The organism is Ectothiorhodospira mobilis (assembly GCF_900114895.1).
GTDB classification, from domain to species: domain Bacteria; phylum Pseudomonadota; class Gammaproteobacteria; order Ectothiorhodospirales; family Ectothiorhodospiraceae; genus Ectothiorhodospira; species Ectothiorhodospira mobilis_A.
In genome coordinates, this window is record NZ_FOUO01000019.1 from 21,873 (window position 1) to 41,326 (window position 19,454).

The 19,454-nt window shown below is 67.2% G+C and carries 21 protein-coding genes and 1 riboswitch; of the genes, 11 read left to right on the forward strand and 10 right to left on the reverse strand.

Features of this window, described 5'->3' with window-relative positions:
• Positions 1-99: 99 nt before the first annotated feature.
• Positions 100-3,474: a bifunctional diguanylate cyclase/phosphodiesterase gene (locus BM214_RS11230; RefSeq protein ID WP_143096391.1), complete on the reverse strand. Its 3,375-nt coding sequence runs from the start codon at positions 3,472-3,474 to the stop codon at positions 100-102.
• A 162-nt stretch (positions 3,475-3,636) separates the two neighbouring features.
• Between BM214_RS11230 and BM214_RS11235 the strand changes: the two genes are divergently transcribed.
• From BM214_RS11235 to BM214_RS11260, 6 genes are all read left to right on the forward strand, one after another.
• Positions 3,637-5,055: a dihydrolipoyl dehydrogenase gene (locus tag BM214_RS11235; RefSeq protein WP_090487198.1), complete on the forward strand. Its 1,419-nt coding sequence runs from the start codon at positions 3,637-3,639 to the stop codon at positions 5,053-5,055.
• A gap of 138 nt (positions 5,056-5,193) precedes the next feature.
• Positions 5,194-5,266: riboswitch (S-adenosyl-L-homocysteine riboswitch) on the forward strand.
• Positions 5,267-5,357: 91 nt separating this feature from the next.
• A complete protein-coding gene (gene ahcY / locus BM214_RS11240) occupies positions 5,358-6,773 on the forward strand; it encodes an adenosylhomocysteinase (protein WP_090487201.1) in 1,416 nt (471 codons plus the stop codon).
• 325 nt (positions 6,774-7,098) lie between these two features.
• Positions 7,099-7,962: a methylenetetrahydrofolate reductase [NAD(P)H] gene (gene metF / locus BM214_RS11245; RefSeq protein ID WP_090487204.1), complete on the forward strand. Its 864-nt coding sequence runs from the start codon at positions 7,099-7,101 to the stop codon at positions 7,960-7,962.
• A 244-nt stretch (positions 7,963-8,206) separates the two neighbouring features.
• Positions 8,207-9,406 carry a tyrosine-type recombinase/integrase gene (locus tag BM214_RS11250; protein WP_090487207.1) on the forward strand — a complete coding sequence of 400 codons (1,200 nt, stop codon included), beginning with the start codon at positions 8,207-8,209 and terminating at the stop codon, positions 9,404-9,406.
• 160 nt (positions 9,407-9,566) lie between these two features.
• Positions 9,567-9,950 carry a type II toxin-antitoxin system RelE/ParE family toxin gene (locus BM214_RS11255; RefSeq protein WP_090487210.1) on the forward strand — a complete coding sequence of 128 codons (384 nt, stop codon included), beginning with the start codon at positions 9,567-9,569 and terminating at the stop codon, positions 9,948-9,950.
• Entirely contained in the window at positions 9,931-10,236 is a 306-nt protein-coding gene (locus tag BM214_RS11260) for a helix-turn-helix domain-containing protein (protein WP_090487213.1), read from the forward strand. The genes BM214_RS11255 and BM214_RS11260 overlap by 20 nt, the downstream gene beginning before the upstream one ends.
• A 74-nt stretch (positions 10,237-10,310) precedes the next feature.
• Here BM214_RS11260 and typA read toward each other — a convergent pair whose 3' ends face one another.
• Positions 10,311-12,128, reverse strand: coding sequence for a translational GTPase TypA (typA, locus tag BM214_RS11265; RefSeq protein ID WP_090487216.1), 1,818 nt, complete (start codon positions 12,126-12,128; stop codon positions 10,311-10,313).
• A 167-nt stretch (positions 12,129-12,295) separates the two neighbouring features.
• Here typA and BM214_RS11270 point away from each other — a divergent pair, with 167 nt between their 5' ends.
• The 3 genes from BM214_RS11270 to BM214_RS11280 all read left to right on the forward strand — a co-directional run bounded on the left by BM214_RS11270 (position 12,296) and on the right by BM214_RS11280 (position 13,400).
• Entirely contained in the window at positions 12,296-12,553 is a 258-nt protein-coding gene (locus BM214_RS11270; RefSeq protein ID WP_090487219.1) for a type II toxin-antitoxin system RelE family toxin, read from the forward strand.
• A complete protein-coding gene (locus BM214_RS11275) occupies positions 12,550-12,939 on the forward strand; it encodes a helix-turn-helix domain-containing protein (protein ID WP_090487222.1) in 390 nt (129 codons plus the stop codon). The genes BM214_RS11270 and BM214_RS11275 overlap by 4 nt, the downstream gene beginning before the upstream one ends.
• Before the next feature lie 89 nt (positions 12,940-13,028).
• Positions 13,029-13,400, forward strand: coding sequence for a cupin domain-containing protein (locus BM214_RS11280; protein WP_090487224.1), 372 nt, complete (start codon positions 13,029-13,031; stop codon positions 13,398-13,400).
• A 25-nt stretch (positions 13,401-13,425) separates the two neighbouring features.
• Here the strand turns inward: BM214_RS11280 and BM214_RS11285 are convergent, their stop codons facing one another.
• Together BM214_RS11285 and BM214_RS11290 are read right to left on the reverse strand one after the other, a co-directional pair.
• Positions 13,426-13,671 carry a YcgL domain-containing protein gene (locus tag BM214_RS11285; RefSeq protein ID WP_090487225.1) on the reverse strand — a complete coding sequence of 82 codons (246 nt, stop codon included), beginning with the start codon at positions 13,669-13,671 and terminating at the stop codon, positions 13,426-13,428.
• Positions 13,672-13,676: 5 nt separating this feature from the next.
• The gene (locus BM214_RS11290) at positions 13,677-14,387 is read right to left on the reverse strand and encodes a hypothetical protein (protein WP_090487228.1); all 711 of its coding nucleotides are present in this window, start codon (positions 14,385-14,387) and stop codon (positions 13,677-13,679) included.
• Between the two features lie 142 nt (positions 14,388-14,529).
• On the opposite strand from BM214_RS11290, the gene BM214_RS11295 reads away from it, so the two are divergent.
• On the forward strand, positions 14,530-15,051 hold the full coding sequence (locus BM214_RS11295) for a GspH/FimT family pseudopilin (protein ID WP_177217661.1): 522 nt from the start codon (positions 14,530-14,532) through the stop codon (positions 15,049-15,051).
• A 51-nt stretch (positions 15,052-15,102) separates the two neighbouring features.
• Here the strand turns inward: BM214_RS11295 and BM214_RS11300 are convergent, their stop codons facing one another.
• Complete coding sequence (locus BM214_RS11300) at positions 15,103-15,426, reverse strand: high-potential iron-sulfur protein (protein ID WP_090487230.1); 324 nt, start codon at positions 15,424-15,426, stop codon at positions 15,103-15,105.
• Between the two features lie 174 nt (positions 15,427-15,600).
• Here BM214_RS11300 and BM214_RS11305 point away from each other — a divergent pair, with 174 nt between their 5' ends.
• On the forward strand, positions 15,601-16,257 hold the full coding sequence (locus BM214_RS11305) for an ABC transporter ATP-binding protein (protein ID WP_090487233.1): 657 nt from the start codon (positions 15,601-15,603) through the stop codon (positions 16,255-16,257).
• Here BM214_RS11305 and BM214_RS11310 read toward each other — a convergent pair.
• Genes BM214_RS11310 through BM214_RS11330 form a run of 5 tightly spaced genes read right to left on the reverse strand, consistent with a single transcriptional unit; the run spans position 16,244 to position 19,331 of the window.
• A complete protein-coding gene (locus BM214_RS11310; protein ID WP_090487254.1) occupies positions 16,244-17,068 on the reverse strand; it encodes an energy transducer TonB in 825 nt (274 codons plus the stop codon). The genes BM214_RS11305 and BM214_RS11310 overlap by 14 nt on opposite strands.
• A gap of 2 nt (positions 17,069-17,070) precedes the next feature.
• Positions 17,071-17,502 carry an ExbD/TolR family protein gene (locus tag BM214_RS11315; protein ID WP_090487236.1) on the reverse strand — a complete coding sequence of 144 codons (432 nt, stop codon included), beginning with the start codon at positions 17,500-17,502 and terminating at the stop codon, positions 17,071-17,073.
• 4 nt (positions 17,503-17,506) lie between these two features.
• Positions 17,507-17,902, reverse strand: a complete 396-nt coding sequence (locus BM214_RS11320) for an ExbD/TolR family protein (protein ID WP_090487239.1) — start codon at positions 17,900-17,902, stop codon at positions 17,507-17,509.
• Positions 17,892-18,653, reverse strand: a complete 762-nt coding sequence (locus tag BM214_RS11325) for a MotA/TolQ/ExbB proton channel family protein (protein WP_090487258.1) — start codon at positions 18,651-18,653, stop codon at positions 17,892-17,894. Before BM214_RS11325 ends, BM214_RS11320 begins: the two co-directional genes overlap by 11 nt.
• Positions 18,654-18,659: 6 nt before the next feature.
• On the reverse strand, positions 18,660-19,331 hold the full coding sequence (locus tag BM214_RS11330) for an FmdE family protein (protein WP_143096392.1): 672 nt from the start codon (positions 19,329-19,331) through the stop codon (positions 18,660-18,662).
• Positions 19,332-19,454 lie beyond the last annotated feature (123 nt).

Sequence of the window (19,454 nt, forward strand, 5' to 3'; positions counted from 1 at the left end):
TAAAACCTCGCCGCTGAATCCTTCCGCCGCAATCGCCAACACCTAAGGCAAGCGTGCAACGCAGGGATGCCACGGGCCGTCGCCGCAAGGGGCAACGGCTCAGGATCCGCGGCGCCCCCCGAGATATTCCAGGATGGCCCCGGCCTCCAGGGGGCGGCTGAAGAGGAACCCTTGCCCCGTATAACAGCCATGGGCCGTGAGGAAATCCCTCTGCACCGTGTTCTCCACCCCCTCGGCGATGACCTGCAGCCCCAGGGTCTCCCCCAGGCCGATGATGGCGCGGATGATGGCGGCATCCTCGGGGTGGGCCGCGGGATCCTCCTGCAGATCCGCCACGAAGGATTGATCGATCTTGACGGCGTGCACCGGCAGGCGCTTGAGATAGTTCAGTGAGGAATAGGCCGTTCCGAAATCATCGATGGAGATGCGCAGGCCCCGGTCGTTGAGCTGGGTGATGATACGGATGGTGTCCTCGATGCACGCCATGGCGGCGCTCTCGGTGATCTCGATCTCCACATCCGCCGGGGTGACGCCGGTTTCCTCCAGGATCTCCATGATGCGCTGGAAGATGTCCGGCTGGCGGAACTCCCGGGCGGAGAGGTTCACGGCCACGGGGATGCCCTCCAGACCGGAGGCCTTCCACTGCCGGATCTGGCGGCAGGCCTGGCGCAGCACCTCGGGCCCCAGGGACAGGATGAAGCCGGTCTCCTCCGCCAGGGGGATGAAGCGGCCGGGGGAGATGAGCCCCTGCTCGGGATGGCGCCAGCGCACCAGGGCCTCCAGGCTCAGGGTACGGCCGCTGGCCAGGTCCACCCGGGGCTGGTAGACGAGGAAGAACTCCCCCTGCTCCAGGGCCCGGCGCATGGACTGATCCAGTTCCAGGCGGTCCCGCAGGGCACTGTCCATCTCCGGGGTGTAGAAGTGGTAGCAACGGCGCCCCTCCGCCTTGGCCCGGTACATGGCGGCGTCGGCGTGGCGCACCAGTTCCTCGGGGCCGTCGCTGTCGTTGGGATAGAAGGCCACGCCAATGCTCACGCTCACGGCCACCTCCTTGCCGTCCAGGTCCACGGGCGGGGCCAGGGCGGTCTGGATCTGCTCCACCACGCGGATGGCGTCCTGGATGTGCTCCAGCCGGGACAGGAGCAGGATGAACTCGTCCCCACCAAAGCGGGCCAGGGTATCCCCCTCCCGCAGCAGGGCGCGCAGCCGCTCCCCGATGCGTACCAGGAGGCGGTCCCCCTGGCTGTGGCCCAGGGAATCGTTGACCACCTTGAAGTCGTCCAGGTCGATGAAGACCACCGCCAGGGGGTGCCTGTCCCGCCGGGCCTGGGCCAGGGCCTGGCTGATGCGGTCCATCATCAGGGCGCGGTTGGGCAGGCCGGTGAGGGGGTCGTGGAAGGCCAGGTATTCCAGGCGCTCGCTCAGGGCCTTCTTGTCGGAGATGTCCTCCGCCAGCTTGATGTAGTGGGTCACCTCGCCGCGGGCATTGCGGATGGGGGAGATGCGTACCTCTTCCCAGTAGGGTTCGCCGTTGCGCTTGCGGTTGTTGAATTCCCCTTCCCAGGTCTCGCCCCGGGCCAAGGTCTGCCACAGGTCGCGGTACTTGGCCACGTTCTTCTCGCCGTAACGCAATAAGGCCGGACGCTGACCGATCACCTCCTCGCTCGTGAAACCGGTGATCTCGCAGAAGTGGCGGTTGACGTATTCGATCACGCCGTCGGTGTCGGTGAGGACCACCACGCTGGGGCTCTGCTCCACGGCATAGGCCAGGCGTTCGCTGGTCTCCTCCGCCTGCTTGCGTTCGGTGATGTCCAGACTCGATCCCAGGATCTTGCTCAACCGGCCCTCGGGGTCGTGCACCGGCGAGGCCTGGTAAAGAATCCAGCGCCAGCCGCCCTCCTTGTGGCGCATGCGCAGTTCCGCCCGGAAACGGCCCACGGGATGGCGGATGAAGGCACCGAAACGCCGGCGCACCGCCTCCATGTCATCCGCATGCATCAACGACTCCAGGACACCGATCTCGCTGTCCAGCTCGTGATCCAGATAGCCCAGCTGGGCCTTGAGTTCGGGGGAGAGGTAGATGCGGTTGCCGGGGCGCCACTCGAACAGCCCCACGTTGCCCCCGCGCACCGCCTCCCACAGACGTTCCCGGTCCCGGTTGCGCTCGGTGAGGTCGATGTTCATGCAGAAGATGCGCAGGGCCTCGCCCGGGTAGTGCACCGCCGTCTTGGAGAAATAGATGGTCAGCGGGTGACCGTCCCGGTGCCGCAGGGTGATCAGTCCCGAGGGCTCGGGATGCCCGGTCCTTGCGATCTCCCGCAGCCGGGCGGCGAACGCGTCGCGCCGCTGCGGCGGCACCACCAGATCCAAGAGGCTCGCACCCACCGCCTCCTCGGCGGTATAGCCGAAGAGGCGGGCGCTGGCGGCATTCCAGTAGAACACCGTCCCGTCGGGGTCAAAGCCCTGGATGGCCACGTCCGGGACGTTGTCCAGCAGCTGGGTGAGCACCGCCTCGTTGCGGCGCATGGCATCCTCCGCCTCCCAGCGGGCGGTGATGTCCCGGTTGGTGCCGCGGTGGCCGCGATAGCGGCCCTCCTCGTCGTGGACCGCGCGGCAGTCGTGTTCGATGCGCCGCACCTCGCCGCCGCGGGTGAGGATGCGAAAGCGCAGCAGGGCCCATCCGCCCCGGTCCCGGGAATGGGCATGGGCCTCGTACAGCGGGCGGTCCTCGGGATGGACGATGCGGATCATCAGCCCCGGATCTTCCAGAAAATCCGCGGCGGGGTAACCGGTGACCCGCTCGCAGGCGGGGGAGACATAGAGAAACGTCCCGTCCCCCCCCATCCAGTACTCCCAGTCCGGGGCGAACAGGGCCAGGATGCGGTAGCGCTCCTGCTCCTCCGTAAGGCGACGATTGGCCTCCTCCAGGGCACGGGCATGACGCGCCTGCTCGGTCTGATCGATGACGTTGCAGACGATCTCCCCCGGGCCGTCCTCCCGGGGCGGCAGGCGCAGGAAGTGCAGGTCCGCCACCAGGGTCCGCCCGCCGGCACCCCGCAGGGACAGACCGCGGCACTGGCCGCGGCCCTGGGTGCGCGCCCGTTCCAGGGCCGCGCGCAGGGGCCCGCGATCGGATTCCTCCGCCGCGAGATGGGGCAGGAGGTGGTGGTCCAGGGCCAGCAGCTCCCGGGCGGCGGCATTGGGCTGGCGCACGGCATCCTGGTCATCCACCACGAAGGCGGCCAGGGGCAGACCGCTGTAGAGACGGTCGAAGCGCACCTGGGACTGCTCCACCTCTCCCTCGGCCTGGCGCAGGGACTCGTTCTGCATCAGCAGTTCGGCGTGGTAGACGTGCAGCTCCTCCAGGAGGGCCTCGATATCCAGTTCGCCCCGCTCGATCTCCGGTCCAATCCCTTGCACGGCATGATCACGCAGGATCGCCTGGGCCTTTTCGCGCAAGCGCTTCTCAGTCACGGGAATGTCCGGGCGTTGAAGAATCCCAAGGGTAGCGCGTTCCCCGGTCGGCGCACAGTACCCTGATCCCGGGCGCGTCGACGCCCATCGGGGGTCATTGCATCCCCATCAGCCAACACTTATTTTGGAATGATCCCAATAAACCCAACCGGATCCATCCCCATGACCCGTGAAATCCAAGTAGACGTCGCCGTCATCGGCGCCGGCACCGCCGGCCTCTTCGCCATGCGTCAGGTGCGCCGCGCCAGCAAATCCTTCGTCATGATCGATCCCGGCCCCCTGGGGACCACCTGCGCCCGGGTGGGCTGCATGCCCTCCAAGGTGGCCCTGCACGCGGCCCACCTCTGGGCCGACCGCGTACCCATGGCGGAGCATGGGGTGCGGGGCACGGAGCACCTGAGCGTGGACCCCGACGCCGCCTGGGCCAAGGTGCGGGCCATGCGCGACCGCTTCGCCGGACGCACGGCGGAGAACTCGCGCAAGGCCATGGGGGAACACCTGCTGGAGGGCCCGGCGCGGCTGCGGGAGCCCACGGTGGTGGAGGTGGAGGGACCGCAGGGCCCCTGTACGGTGCGCGCCGCGGCGGTGATCATCGCCAACGGCTCCCGCCCGGTGAAGCCGAAGTGGCTGGATGCCCTGGGGGATCGGGTGATCACCACCGATGAGCTGTTCGAGCTGGAGACCCTGCCCCGCTCCCTGGGGGTCCTGGGCCTGGGGGCCATCGGCCTGGAGATGGGACTGGCCCTGGCCCGCCTCGGCGTACATGTGGTGGGTTCGGACATCGCCCGCTGGCCCGCCGGCCTGACGGACCCGGAACTGGGCCAGCGGGTGGTGGAGCAGTTCTCCGGGGAGCTGCCCATGTGGCTGGAGGAGGCCGCCCGGCTCACCCCGGAGGCGGACGGCGTGCGCATGGAGACCGCCCAGGGCCAGGAAAAGGTGGAACGCATCCTGGCCGCCATGGGGCGGCGCTCCAACATCGACACCCTGGATCCGGAGGGGCATGTCCTGCCCCTGGCGGAGGACGGCCTGCCTCCGGTGGATCCGGCGACGATGCAGGTGGGCGACCTGCCGGTGTTCGTCGCCGGCGACGCCAACGGCCGGCGCCTGCTCATGCACGAGGCGGGGGACGAGGGCAGCATCGCGGGCTACAACGCCGCCCGGGGGGCATCCCAGCGCTTCCGCCGCCGCACCCCCCTGGCCATCGCCTTCACCCAGCCCGACATCGTCTCCGTGGGCACGCCCCTGTCGGAACTGGACCCGGAACGGGTGGTGGTGGGCACCGCCGAGGGCAGCGGCAACGGCCGCTCCGTGATCCTGGGGGCCCAGGACAGCATGGTGCGCCTCTACGCCGACGCCGACACCGGCCGTCTGCGCGGCGCCGCCCTCTCCGCCGCCAGCGGCGAACACCTGGGGCATCTGCTGGCCTGGGCCATCCAGCGGGGGGAGACGGCGCAGCAACTGCTCGCCCTGCCCTTCTATCACCCGGTGGTGGAGGAGGTGGTGCAGGAGGCCCTGCAGGATCTCGTCGGCCAACTGCCCGCATCCGGGGACCTGCCCGCCGGTCTGGAGCCGGAGGCCTGAACACCCGGCACCCAAGGGCCTGCGCCCCTTTTTAGTGAACCAGGAGGCGGCGGGAAAAGCCGCCTCCTGCGTCCCGCCCAGGGAAACCCCCAGGGCCGGACATGAAATATTCATCACTTTGCGCTATAATAATTTGCTCTGTCTGAGGAGCGCTGCAACGGGTCTTCGAATCCGCCAGGCTCAGACACCTCCAAAACGGCGCTCGCTGTACCCGCGATGCAAGTGGTCGGCGAGTCGAGTTCCTTACCTTCTTCTCCTCTCCGACCGCGCATCGCACTCGCCCAAGTAAGAGGAGTGTGTTCATGAACGCAGTCGTAGATACCCGCAACCCCGACTACGTTGTCGCCGACATCAACCAGGCCGACTTCGGCCGCAAAGAGATCGCCATCGCCGAGACGGAAATGCCCGGCCTGATGGCTACCCGTGAAGAATACGCCAAGTCCCAGCCGCTGAAGGGCGCCCGCATCGCCGGCAGCCTGCACATGACCATCCAGACGGCTGTGCTCATCGAAACCCTGAAGGCCCTGGGCGCCGACGTGCGCTGGGCGTCCTGCAACATCTTCTCCACCCAGGACCATGCCGCCGCCGCCATCGCCGCCAGCGGCACCCCCGTGTTCGCCTACAAGGGGGAAAGCCTGGAAGAGTACTGGCAGTTCTGCCACCGCATCTTTGAATGGTCCGACGGCGGCACGCCCAACATGATCCTGGACGATGGCGGCGACGCCACCCTGCTGATCCACCTGGGCGCCCGCGCCGAGAAGGACCCCTCCGTGGTGGAAAACCCCACCAACGAGGAAGAGCGCGTCCTGTTCGCCCAGATCAAGGAACGCCTGAAGACCCAGCCCGGCTGGTACTCCAACGTCCTGAAGAACATCAAGGGCGTCACCGAGGAGACCACCACCGGCGTGCACCGTCTGTACCAGATGGCCAAGGAAGGCTCCCTGCCGTTCCCGGCCATCAACGTCAACGACTCCGTCACCAAGTCCAAGTTCGACAACCTGTACGGCTGCCGCGAGTCCACCGTGGACGCCATCAAGCGCGCCACCGACGTGATGGTGGCCGGCAAGCGCGCCGTGGTCTGCGGCTACGGTGACGTGGGCAAGGGCGCCGCCCAGTCCCTGCGTGCCCTGTCCGCCGAGGTGTGGGTCACCGAGATCGACCCCATCTGCGCCCTGCAGGCGGCGATGGAAGGCTTCCGCGTGGTGACCATGGAAGAGGCCTGCGACAAGGCCGATATCTTCGTCACCGCCACCGGCAACAAGGACGTGATCACCGCCGATCACATGTCCCGCATGAAGGACCAGGCCATCGTCTGCAACATCGGCCACTTCGACTCCGAGATCGACGTCGCCGGTCTGCGCAAGTATGAGTGGGAGAACATCAAGCCCCAGGTGGACCACATCATCTTCCCGAAGGGCAACCGCATCATCCTGCTGGCCGAAGGCCGCCTGGTGAACCTGGGCTGCGGCACGGGCCACCCCAGCTTCGTGATGTCCAACTCCTTCACGAACCAGACCCTGGCCCAGATCGAGCTGTGGCAGTACGGCGAGAAGTACGACAACGACGTGTACATCCTGCCCAAGCACCTGGACGAGAAGGTGGCCGAGCTGCACCTGGGCAAGATCGGCGCCAAGCTGACCAAGCTCACCGAAGAGCAGGCCAAGTACCTGGGCCTGCCCATCGAAGGGCCCTTCAAGCCGGAACACTACCGGTACTGATCGCGGCGCCGTGGGCTTGGGGTCACCTGGTGCACCCCGGGCGCGGCACGCGAGCCGGGCGCCGCCCACCCGGGCGGTGCCCTCGGGCGGCCCCGGCATCCTGCTGGGGCCGTTCATTGTCCGCGGCACATGCCGTACCCTGCCCCGACGCTGTCCTTCTTCCCTTTTCGTATTCACCCGACCGGTGATCCGCTCCACAAGGCGATCCCCGGGACCGGCTGCACCCATCCAGCGGGCCAACATCCGGCCGCTCTGGATGCAAGGCGCACGGGCCCGGCAACCGGCGGGATGAAGCCTCACCCCGCAACACTGCGAGGAACGAACCATGAAATCCCAGAAGCGATTCGAGCGCACCTTCAGCTTCGAGTTCTTCCCCCCCAAGAACGATGAAGGGGCCCGCAAGGTCCGTGAAGCCTGGACCCAGCTGGCCCAATTGAATCCGCGTTTCTTCTCCGTCACCTACGGTGCCGGCGGCTCCACCCAGGCGCGCACCCTGGAGACCGTGCTGGAGATCCACAAGAGCTCCGGCGTGGACGCGGCACCGCACCTGTCCTGCATCGACTCCACCGCGGAGCAGATGCGCGGCATCCTGCAGATGTACAAGGACAACGGCCTGCGCCACATCGTCGCCCTGCGCGGCGACCTGCCCTCGGGCATGCGCGATCCCGGCGAGTTCCGCTACGCCAACGAGCTGGTGGAGTTCATCCGCAAGGAAACCGGGGATCACTTCAGCCTGGAGGTGGCCGCCTATCCGGAGATCCATCCCCAGGCCCCCGACGCCTTCAAGGACATGGACAACTTCGCGCGCAAGGTGAAGGCCGGGGCCAACTCCGCCATCACCCAGTACTTCTATGCGCCGGAGGCCTATTTCCGCTTCGTGGACGATTGCGAGCGACGGGACATCGACATCCCCATCGTGCCGGGGATCATGCCCATCACCAACTATAAGCAGCTGGCCCGCTTCTCCGACACCTGCGGCGCCGAGATCCCCCGCTGGATCCGCAAGCGCCTGGAGGCCTATGGCGAGGACACCGCCTCCATCCGCGCCTTCGGCGAGGAGGTGGTCACCGACCTGTGCGCCCGCCTGCTGGAGGCCGGCGCCCCGGGCCTGCACTTCTACACCATGAACCAGGCCGGCCCCATCCAGGCCATCTGGAAGAACCTGGGCCTGAAGCCGGAACCGAAATAAGCCCCGGCCGTACGGCGCAGCACCCTCCTCCGGCCCCACCCCCGCCCGCGGGGGCGGGGCCTTTTTTATTTCACCATGACTCCAGCACCGTACTTCGCTGGACTACGCCTAAGCTCGCTACAGCAGGTTTATCAATAACTTAGGCGAATTCATCATATGCCGGTGCTTTCCGAAACTTGACCCGGCTTCCACCCGCTTGGCTCCTAACAGGCTCCTGGAAACGGGTCTTTCCAAGGAGTCAGCAATGGCCAAGATCAAGCTCACCAAGTCCGCAATCGATGCGGCAAAACCCCAGGCGCAGCCGATTGAGCTGCGTGACACCCTCGTTCCCGGCTTTCTGTGCAAGATCACACCGGCCGGCCGCAAGGTCTTCATGCTCCAGTACCGGACGAATGCCGGTGAGCGGCGCAAGCCGGCACTGGGCCTGTACGGAGAACTGACGGTCGATCAGGCCCGCTCATTGGCGCAGAGTTGGCTGGCCGAGGTTCGCCGGGGCGGCGATCCGGGAGCCGCCAAAGCCGAGGCGCGCAAAGCGCCGACGGTCAAGGAGCTGTGTGGAAAGTTCATGGAGGACTATTCCAAGCATCGTAACAAGCCCAGCACCCAGAAAGGCTACCAGGGCAATATGGACCGCAACATCATCCCGATCCTGGGACGAATGAAGGTCCAAGATGTGAAACGTGCCGATGTGGCGGCGATGATGAAGAAGTTGGACTACAAGCCGGGTGAGGCGAACAAGGCCCTGTCTGTCCTGCGTAAGATGTTCAACCTGGCTGAAATTTGGGGCTATCGACCTGATGGCTCGAACCCGTGCCGACACGTTCCGCTGTATACCGGGGGAAAGACCACTCGCCTCATCACAGACGAAGAAATGGCCAAACTGTTCAAGCTCCTTGATCAAATCGAGGCTGAGGGCTTGGTGCCCCATGTCGTCCCGTTGGCGATCCGCCTGCAATTCGAGTTCGCAGCCCGTCGCTCTGAAATCGTGCTGCTCGAATGGGAGTGGATTGACCTGGAGAACCGCCGGGTGGTCTGGCCCGACAGCAAGACCGGCGGTATGTCCAAGCCCATGAGCGAGGAAGCCTATCAGCTGCTTTCCTCGGCCCCTCGGCAGCCCGGTGCGCGTTATGTGCTGCCGTCGCCACGTAATCCGCTCACCCACCTGACCTATGGGGAGTATTACGGCGGTTGGACCCGGACGCTCAAAGCGGCTGGCGTACCTCACGTTGGCACGCATGGCATCCGCCACCGCTCGGCCACAGATATCGCCAACTCAGGCATCCCGGTCAAGGTCGGCATGGTGCTGACAGCGCATAAGACGGTGACCATGTTCATGCGCTACATCCACACCGAGGATGATCCGGTGCGTGAGGCGGCCGAACTGGTGGCAAACCGGCGCAAGACGATTATAGGGACGCCACACGCCAAGGGGGCTTCCGTATGAACAGGCTCAGTATCCCGGCGTCTGGGTTTACCGACCCAATAGTCGCAACGTTGTTGCGACTATTGGACATGGACGGCCTCTGGAGGCGGGTGGCGACCTGCCACTTGCAAGGGCTAGACAATCATGCCCGTTGCGGGTATAGTTTTGAAGGTGGACGGATATGAAAGTCTTGAAGCGAAAGGACTTTGCGCGGTGGCAAGCTGGCGAGAAACTGTCCGATGCGGCTCTGTGCAAGGCGGTCCTGGAAATGGAAAGTGGGCTGATTGATGCCGACTTGGGCGGCCACCTCTACAAGAAGCGGGTCGCCCGCCCTGGTGCGGGTAAGAGCGGTGGCTACCGTACCTTGTTATCAGCCCGTGTTGGCCACCGTTATGTATTCCTGCATGGGTTCCCGAAAAGCGACAAGGCGAACATCACGCGGGACGAGAAAAAAGCGCTGCAATATGCCGGCAAGGTATTTCTAGAGTTATCGGCCAAGGAGTTGGTGAAGGCATTGCAGACTGGTGTTCTACTGGAGGTGTGTTGTGACGAGCAAAATCATTGAATCTTTGCGTGGTGACTTGGCTGCATTGCACGACGCTGGCGCGATCAACAAGGTGACCATGCGTCAGTTCGACGAGATCTGTCCGCCGCCAGTGCGCGAGTTCAGTGCCGGCGACATTAAACGTCTGCGTGAGGCGCTGCACTTCAGCCAGCCCGTGTTCGCCCATCACCTGCATACCTCCGCCTCGACAGTACGCAAGTGGGAACAGGGTGAAACGCGTCCAGCCGGCCCGGCGCTCAAGCTGCTCAACGTCATCGCCGACAAAGGCTTGCAGGCCATTATCTGATGAGTGTACGACGGAGATTTTACACTTCAAGCCAACTTGGCTTTAAAGCTTGACGCCGGTCTTTTTTTATGGGCTCAGCCCGCCGCCCGGGCCGCGCGCTTGCGCTCGTGCTCCAGCAGCAGCTTCTTGCGCAGGCGGATGGCCCCCGGGGTCACCTCCACCAGCTCATCGTCCTCGATGAACTCCAGGGCCTGCTCCAGGGACAGCCGCATGGGGGGCGTGAGGATGATGTTCTCGTCGGAACCGGCGGCGCGGATGTTGGTGAGCTGCTTGGCCTTGAGGGGGTTCACCACCAGGTCATTGTCGCGGCTGTGGATGCCGATGATCATGCCCTCGTACACCTCCTCCCCGGGGCCGATGAACAGCCGCCCCCGGTCCTGCAGGTTGAACAGGGCGAACCCCAGGGCCTTGCCGGCCCCGTTGGCGATGAGCACGCCGTTGTTGCGCGGCGCCACGGCACCGGGGCGGTAGGGCCCGTAGCTGTCGAAGACATGGTGCAGGATCCCCGTGCCGGAGGTGGCGGTGAGGAACTCCGTCTGGAAGCCGATGAGCCCCCGGGAGGGCACGCGAAAATCCAGGCGCACCCGGCCCTTGCCGTCGGGGATCATGTCCAGCATCTCGCCGCGGCGGGCCCCCAGCTTCTCCATGATGGCCCCCTGGTGCTGCTCCTCCACGTCCACGGTCACCATCTCGTAGGGCTCTTCCTTCACCCCGTCCTTCTCGCGCACGATCACCTCGGGCCGGGACACCCCCAGCTCGTAGCCCTCGCGGCGCATGTTCTCGATGAGGATGGACAGGTGCAGCTCGCCCCGGCCCGACACCCGGAACTTGTCCGGATCGTCGGTATCCTCCACCCGCAGGGCCACGTTGTGCTTGAGCTCCTCCATGAGCCGCTCGCGCAGGTTGCGGGAGGTGACGTACTTGCCGTCGCGGCCGGCGAACGGCGAGGTGTTCACCTGGAAGGTCATGTTCACCGTGGGCTCATCCACGGTCAGGGCCTTGAGGGGCTCCACGGCGGCGGGGTCGCAGAGGGTGTCGGAGATGTACAGCTCGTCCATGCCGGTGAAGGCGATGATGTCGCCGGCGCCCGCCTCCGGCACCTCCACCCGCTCCAGGCCGCGGAAACCCAGGATCTGCAGGATGCGGCCGTTGCGCACGTTGCCCTCCCGGTCCATCACCTTGACGGGGGTATTGGTCCGGACCTTGCCCCGGGTGATGCGGCCGATGCCCAGAAGCCCCTGATAGGTGTTGTAGTCCAGGGACGAGACCTGCAGCTGGAAGGGCCCTTGCGGATCCACCGCCGGCGGCGGCACCCGGTCCACGATGGTCTGGAACAGGGGCGTCATGTCCCCCTCGGTCACGTCGTGCTCCAGCCCGGCGAAGCCCTTGAGGGCGGAGCAGTACACCACCGGGAAGTCCAGCTGCTCCTCGTCGGCCCCCAGGCGGTCGAAGAGATCGAAGATCTGGTCCACCACCCAGTGGGGCCGGGCCCCGGGGCGGTCGATCTTGTTGATCACCACGATGGGCTTGAAGCCCATGGCGAAGGCCTTGGCGGTCACGAAGCGGGTCTGGGGCATGGGGCCGTCCACCGCGTCCACCAGCAGCAGCACCGAATCCACCATGGACAGCACCCGCTCCACCTCGCCGCCGAAGTCGGCGTGGCCGGGGGTGTCCACCACGTTGATGCGGTATCCGTTCCAGTCCAGGGCCGTGTTCTTGGCCAGGATGGTGATGCCCCGTTCCTTCTCCAGGGCGTTGGAATCCATCATGCGCTCCACCACCTGGGCACGGGCGTCCAGGGTGCCCGACTGCTGCAGCAGCTTGTCCACCAGGGTGGTCTTCCCGTGGTCCACGTGGGCGATGATGGCGATATTCCGAAGCTTGTCCGTCATGGGGTATCGGCCTTCCGGGGAGGCGATTGCAACAAGGAGGGGCGCCGATTATACCCTCTGGCCGGTGGCGCGCATACACACGCCCCGCAGCGCCGTGGTGGACCATACCGCGCGCACCTTGCAAGGGAGGGGTTACCAAAAGCAAACCATCTTGTAAACTTTAGTGGATGCACGAGCTCCACTACACGAAGGCAGCGGTAAAGGCATTACGCAAAATGTGCCGCAAGGATCGCCGCCGAATGCAAGCAGCCCTGCACATGCTGGCCGAGGACCCGGATCGGAACGACCTGGACACCAAACCCCTGCAAGGCCGTGATGGCTACCGCTTGAGAGTGGGCCACTGGCGAGCACTGTACCGTCTGGAGAACGAACGACTGATTCTTCTGATCCTGAAGGTCGGCCCGCGAGGGGACGTATACAAATGAGCATGCATACCCAAATCATCGAAAAAGACGGCAAACCGGAATACGCGGTCGTACCATTCGCTGAGTACCGTCGCTTGGTGGAATTGGCCGAGATGGCGCAGGACCTTCACGACTTCGACACCACAGTGCGTGAACTGGATGAAGGTCGAGAAGAATTGATCCCCCATGCCGTCACCAGCCGCCTGCTCCAGGGCGACGAGCATCCGTTGCGGGTGTGGCGGGAGTATCGAGGCTTTACCCAGGTAGACCTGGCCCAGAGGGCCGGGATCGGCAAGTCCTACCTCTCGCAGATCGAAGCCGGCCACAAGACCGGATCGGCCAGTGTGTTGCACGCCCTGGCACGAGCCCTGTCCGTGGATATCGACGACCTGATGCCGATCGATTGATACAGCACCCCGCAGCGCCGCGCTTGCCGCCGGGGACGGGGGGCGGCACACTGAAACGCCAGCCACGGGCGCCGCGAGGAGCAGCCACCATGAAGACGCGCTACGAGGAGATCGCCCCCTACCGCACCCTGGACGGTTCCGAGATCCGCGAACTCATGCACCCCCGCCTGCACGGTGAAGGCGGGCAGAGTCTGGCCGAGGCCCGGGTGGAGCCGGGGGCGCGCACGGAGTTGCACCGCCATCGCGTCACCGAGGAGATCTATCACTTCACCCAGGGGGAGGGGATGATGCGTCTGGATGCCGAGGAGTTCCCCGTCACCACCGGGGATACGGTGCGCATCCCGCCGGGCACCCCACACCGGGTGCGCAACACCGGCAGCGTGCCCCTGCGCATCCTCTGCGCCTGCACCCCCGCCTATAGCCACGAGGACACGGACATCCTGGAGAACGGCGGGGGCTGAAGGGGCGAGGCGGTTAGCGGTGCCCTCAGGCGGGGCGTTCGTTCTCGCTGGGGATCTGCAGGTGAAAGCCCTGGCGCAACAGGTTGCCAAGGACCTGACCGGCCTCCTCCCGGGCCAGTTTCCGCTGCGGCGTGAGGACGATCTCCAGAGCCAGCTCCGGCGGGCCGAAGAGCTGCAGCAACGGCTCCGGCACGGCGGAGAACCCGTCCCGGCGGGGCAGATAGATGTAGGTGTCGGCCCGTCGCGGGCTGCGGTAGACGTAGCACTGCATACCTGTCATCCCTCCCCTTCCGGGGCCGGTCCGGCGGAACGGGGCGCGCCCCCCCGCACCGCCCAGACCTCTATGCTGCGGATATCCCCATAGGCGTACTCGAAGGTGGCCGAGCCCCCGCGGTAGGCCCGCCGCAGATGGAGTGAATCCACATCGGCCCGGTCCAGGACGCCTTCCAGCACCTCGCCGCCCTCCAGGGTCACCCGCAGACGCTCCCCCTCCAGCCGGGGCAGCTCCGCGATCTCCGCCGGACGGAAGGCCCACTGTTGCGGCGGCCGGAGTTCCAGGCTGTCCTCAGGGGGCAGGGGCTGCACCCGCTCCAGGGCATAGGGATCGAAATCCAGCATCTCCAGGGGCTCCCCCGTCTGCTCCTCCAGGCGGCGCACCTGGGCCTCGTTGGGCACATCCAGATCCTGGGGCCGGGGCACGGGAATGGCGATCTCCGTCTCCATGCCGGCACGCCCCATCAGGCGCTCCAGCGTCCGGTCCGCGCCGCCGTAGAGGGCCCCGGCGACCACCACCAGCCCCATGATCCCGAGGACGAAACCCAGGCGCGCCACGCGCCAGTAGAGCAGCACGAAGGCCAGGGACGGCCCCGGCACCAGAGTCACCAGCCCCCAGAGCCAGCCCCGCCAGAACCCCTGGCGGGCCACCAGGACATACCCCGCCAGAAACAGACCCAGACCCACCAGCAGGGCGCCGTTCACCAGGTTCATGCACTCCTCCACCGAAACACCGAGCGGACCACGGACTTCCAGTATAGCGCGGGCGGCAGGCGCACCCCCCATGCGGATTGTTCGGGCCTCATCACGGGACTACCCTTGAATCAGGGAACGGAAAACGGAGGACAGGATGTCCATGCACACCAAGGGATACACCCTCATGGAACTGCTCGTCACCCTGACCCTGGTGGTGGTGCTGACCACCCTGGTGCTTCCGGGGTGGGCCGCACTCCTGGGGGAACAACGGCTCGCCGCCACCACCAACGCCCTGGTACAGGCCCTGACCGCGGCGCGCTTCGAGGCGGTGAAGCGGGGCGAAGGGGTTGTGCTCTGCCCCTCCGCCGATGGTCGTACCTGCGCCGAAACCCCCTACCATCGGGGCTGGCTCCTGCGCCCGGCCCCAAAGACCGTCTCCGCCCTGGAAACCCAGGCCCCGGTGCTGCGCGCCTGGGCCGTGCCCTCGGGGGCCGTGGCCATCCACACCGGCGCAGGCCTGGCGCGCTACGTGGCCTACCGGCCGGACGGGCAGACCCGGCAGTTGAACGGGGCCCTGCAAATGGGCAGCTTCCGGCTCTGTCACGGGGAGCGGGGACGGCAGGTGATCATCAGCCGCACGGGGCGCGTTCGCGTGGAACAGTTCCCGTGCGGCTCACAATAAAGGCCGCCGTTGCCGTGTCCAGGGGGGCGCGGCAACGGCATGGGGCCGTGCTTAGCTGCGCGGCACGTAGGCGCTGCACCAGCCTTCGGCGGCCACCAGCTTGCCGGGGAACACGGCGCAGGGGCCCCAGTCCTTTGCATTGGGGTCGGTGTACAGGTCGCAGTTCAGGCAGTTCTGGCCCTGCTGATAGTCGGCGTGGTCCGAATCCGCGGCGTTGTGGACATAGTCCAGCGCCTGGGCCGAGGGGTCATTCTCCTTGAGCCGTTCCTGGGCCTGGGCATTGCCGCTCCAGAACAGTCCGGCCACGGGCACGGCGGCCAGACCGCAGGTGCCGGCCTTGAGGAACTTGCGACGGCTGATGGGGTGATCGCTCATATTCTCGGCTCCTGTCATGGTGATGATCGATTCCGCGGCCGCCCCGGATGGGGCGTGGTTCTCCTCGGTCTCGCATCATCCGCCCCCGGGAAGGCCGCCGGATTGACCGTATACAATCCTCAAGGGCACTGCAACCGAGACGGGCCGGGTCCGGGGCGGATATCATCGCTGCCCATGACCAACATCACTTCTGCCCTGCTGTCCCTGCAGGATCTGCGCTTCGCCGGCATGGGTCCGGTGCAACTGGAACTGCATGCCGGGGAGGTCGTGCAGATCGCCGGTGCCTCGGGGGCGGGGAAGTCCCTGCTGCTGCGGGCCATCGCCGACCTGGACCGCAACACCGGGCGGGTGGCCCTGGAGGGCCGGCCACGGGAGGACTTCCCCCCTTCCCGCTGGCGCAGACAGGTGGGCTACCTGCCGGCGGAGCCGGCCTGGTGGGCGGACACGGTGGGGGCACACCTGGAGCGGGTGGACCCGGCTTGGCTACAGGCCCTGGGATTCCCCGCAACGGTGACGGACTGGGGCGTGGACCGGCTCTCCAGCGGCGAGCGCCAGCGGCTGGCCCTGGTGCGCCTCCTGGCCCTGGGGCCCCGGGTGTTGCTGCTGGACGAGCCCACCGCCAACCTGGACCCGGAGAACACGCGGCGGGTGGAGACCCTGGTACGGGACTACCTGGCCAGCCACCACGCCGCGGCCCTGTGGGTGAGCCACGACGCCGCGCAGCGCCAGCGGCTGGGCGGCACGCCCCGATACATGGAATCCGGCCGCTTCGTGCCCGCCCCCGCGGACGCGGCCTCCCCGGCGGCGCAGGCCAGCCTCAACGCAGGCTGAAGCGCACGGGCATCACCACGGTGAAGCGCGCCCCGGGGAGATCCTCCGGCATCGCCGGCAGGGGCCGGGCCCGCTCCAGCATGGCCTCCACCTCCCGATCCAGGGCAGGATATCCCGAAGACTGCACCACCTCGTGGGAGCGCACATTGCCCTCCCGGTCCACCACGAAACGCACCGTCGCCGTCCCCTCCTGACGCCGGAAACGGGCCTGGCGCGGGTAGCGCTTGTGCCGCTCCAACCAGGCCTGTAGCTGCCGGGCATAGTCCCGCCGGGCGTCCTCTCCCGCCGCCCCGCCGGCGGTGTCCTGGGCAGGGGCCCCGGATGCATCATTCGCCGAAGGGGTTGCACCGGATGTTCCTGGGGAGCGGGAGGCGGCCGGGGAGGACCGGGGATCGTCCAGGGTTTCGGTTTCCTGATCGGATTCCGGCTCCGGCTCCGGCTCGGGTTCCGGTTCCGGTTCCGGTTCCGGTTCCGGTTCCGGTTCCGGTTCCGGTTCCGGTTCCGGTTCCGGTTCCGGTTCCGGTTCGGGTTCGGGTTCGGGTTCGGGTTCGGGTTCGGGTTCGGGTTCCGGCTCGGGCTCGGGCTCGGGTTCCGGCTCGGGCTCGGGTTCCGACTCGGGCTCGGTCATTTCCTGTCCGGAGGGACCGCCCACACCTCCCCCATCCCGGCCCGCCACCTGGATCCGCATGCCGGTATCCGCCGTCCCCGGCTGACCCCGGGGATCCGAGTCCTGGCGCACCCATACCCACCCCGCCACGGCATGCAGGGCCAGGGCCACGGTAAGGGCCACGGCCCAGTGTCCCGGGCGCAGGCTCACGGGGTCTCTCCCCTTGCCTTCAGGGTCAGGAGGAAGATCCGCTCCACCCCCGTCTCCTGCATCTGCCGGGTGAGATCCAGCAGCCGGGCAGAGGAGACGCGGCGATCGGCCCGCAGATGCACGGTGACGCCCTCCCCTTCCTCGGCCGCCGCCTCCACCGCCCGGGCGAGGCGTGTCTTCAGTGCCTGCATCTCCAGGGGCTGGCCATCCAGGGCCAGGCGCCCCTCCCGATTCAATAGGATCTGAAGGGCCTCTCCGGGGGATTCCCCGGCCCGGGCGGAGGCCGGCGGCTCCACGGCGAAGGGATCGGGCCGGGTGAGGGCCCCGGCCAGCATGAAGAAGATCAGCAGCAGGAAGACGATGTTGATCAGGGGGATCAGATGGGAGTCGTCCTCGCCGCGGCGCGGTGGCATGGGGGGCAATTGCATGGCCTCACTCCCCCGCCAGGGTGACCTGGGAGGCCCCGGCGGCGCGCACCTGATCCAGCACGGCCACCAGCCGCTGCAGGGGCAGATCCCCCTCGGGTTGCACCACCACGGCCCGCCCCGGCGCCTCCGCCAGCCGCGCACCCAGGGCACGGGCGAGCCCGCCGGGTTCCACCGCCCGATCTTGCAGGCGGATGCCGCCATCGGCGGCCACGTGCACCCGCAGGGGGGCCTGTTCCGCCGCGGCCAGGGCCGTGCCCGAGGTGGCGTGCAGCGGCAGCAGCCGCCAGTCCAGGAAGCTGGAGGCCAGCATGAAGAAGACCAGCAGGATGAACACCACGTCGATCAGCGGCGTGAGGCCGATGAGGGCACGCCGCCGCGGGGGCGGGGCCTCAATCTCCATGGGAACCCGTCCGTTTCCGGTCGTCCTGCCTGCCGCCGCCCGGGGCGTCCTCGCCGGACACCGGATGGAGCCGCGCGGGGGCGTTGCGTACCGGCGCGGCAGCACAGCGGAGCGTGAACACCCGGGTGACGGCATCCTGCATGCGGTGGCGGAAACGTTCCAGCCAGCGTTCCAGGGCATGGAGCACCGCCACCACCGGGATGGCCACCGCCAGCCCCACCGCCGTGGTGCTCAGGGCCACCCAGATGCCGCCGGAGAGGACCGCCGGATCCACCTGGCTGCCCGCCGCCTCCAGGGCCTGGAAGGCGGAGATCATGCCCAGGACCGTACCCAGAAGGCCCAGCAGCGGCGCCAGGCTGCCGATCACCTCCAGGGTGCGGAACTGCCCCCGCAGGGTCTCCAGCCAATCCCCGGCCAGGCGCGCCACCTCCTCCCGCAGCAGGGCCTCGGACATCTGCGCATCCATGCAGCCGCCCATGGCCCGCTCCACCACCCGCGCCGCCGGACTGCGGGACCCCGCCAGCACATCCAGGGCCGCCTCGGCGCGTCCCGCCTCCCAGTGGTCCAGGGCCGCGTCCAGGCTGCGTCGGTCCCCGAGCCGCAGCCAGGCGAACTGCCAGAGCTTGGCCAGGATCACCGTCAGGGCCACGACAGACATCCCCAGGAGGATGGCCACCACCGGCCCCCCCACTTCCACCAGGGACCCGAGCCCCGCAAGGGGGCCGGCGGCGTCTTGGCTGATCTCGTTCATCATCGCTTACTCATCATCAATAGCCGCTGACCCGGCGGGCAACCAGAGCCCCACCCGTGTCACCGGGGATTCGACAAACAGGTCCTGAGGGGATCGCCCGGGGAACCCCTGCACCACCTCGGTCCATCCCTGGCGCAGGCGCCGGGTCTCCTCCGGGGTGATCTCCCCCTGCATGCGGCGAGCCCGCAACGGGAACCAGCCCTCCGGCCAGACCCCCGGCGCCAGGCGCAGGTTCACCCCCTCCCCGGTGGACAGACGCATCACCCGCAGTTGCAGATCGGCCGAAGAAGTCATCGGGGCAGGTCCCGCATCGGCTCCGTTGGCGGGCTGCATCCCCAGGACCCGTTCCAGCACGTCCGCCGCGCCCCGGGAAAACACCGGCGTGAGGACCGCCAGATCCCCGGCACGGGGGGTCTCCCCCTCATCGTACAGCCGGTCCAGGGCATGCCGCAGGGCCAGGTAGGTGACCGTGACCGGCGGGCAGGGATGACCGTGGTGCCGGTAGACATCCTCCAGGGTCACCGTGCGCATCGCCCCATCGAGGGCGATGATCTCCATGGGCAGGGTCCCGCCCGCGGCTTTGGCCTCGGTGGCCTCCTTGCCCTGCAGGGGGGCGTGCACCAGCAGCAGGGCCGTGAACAGGGGCAGGGTCAAGACATACCTTAGAACAGTGGGCATGGATCTGTCTCCGATCGGGGTTTCAGGCCAGGGCAATTGTAGACACGAAATGAGTCGCATTTGATTAATTTAGCCTGAAGCGCTATAGCTGGAGCATTTGAGGTTAGCCCTAATGTCCCAGCT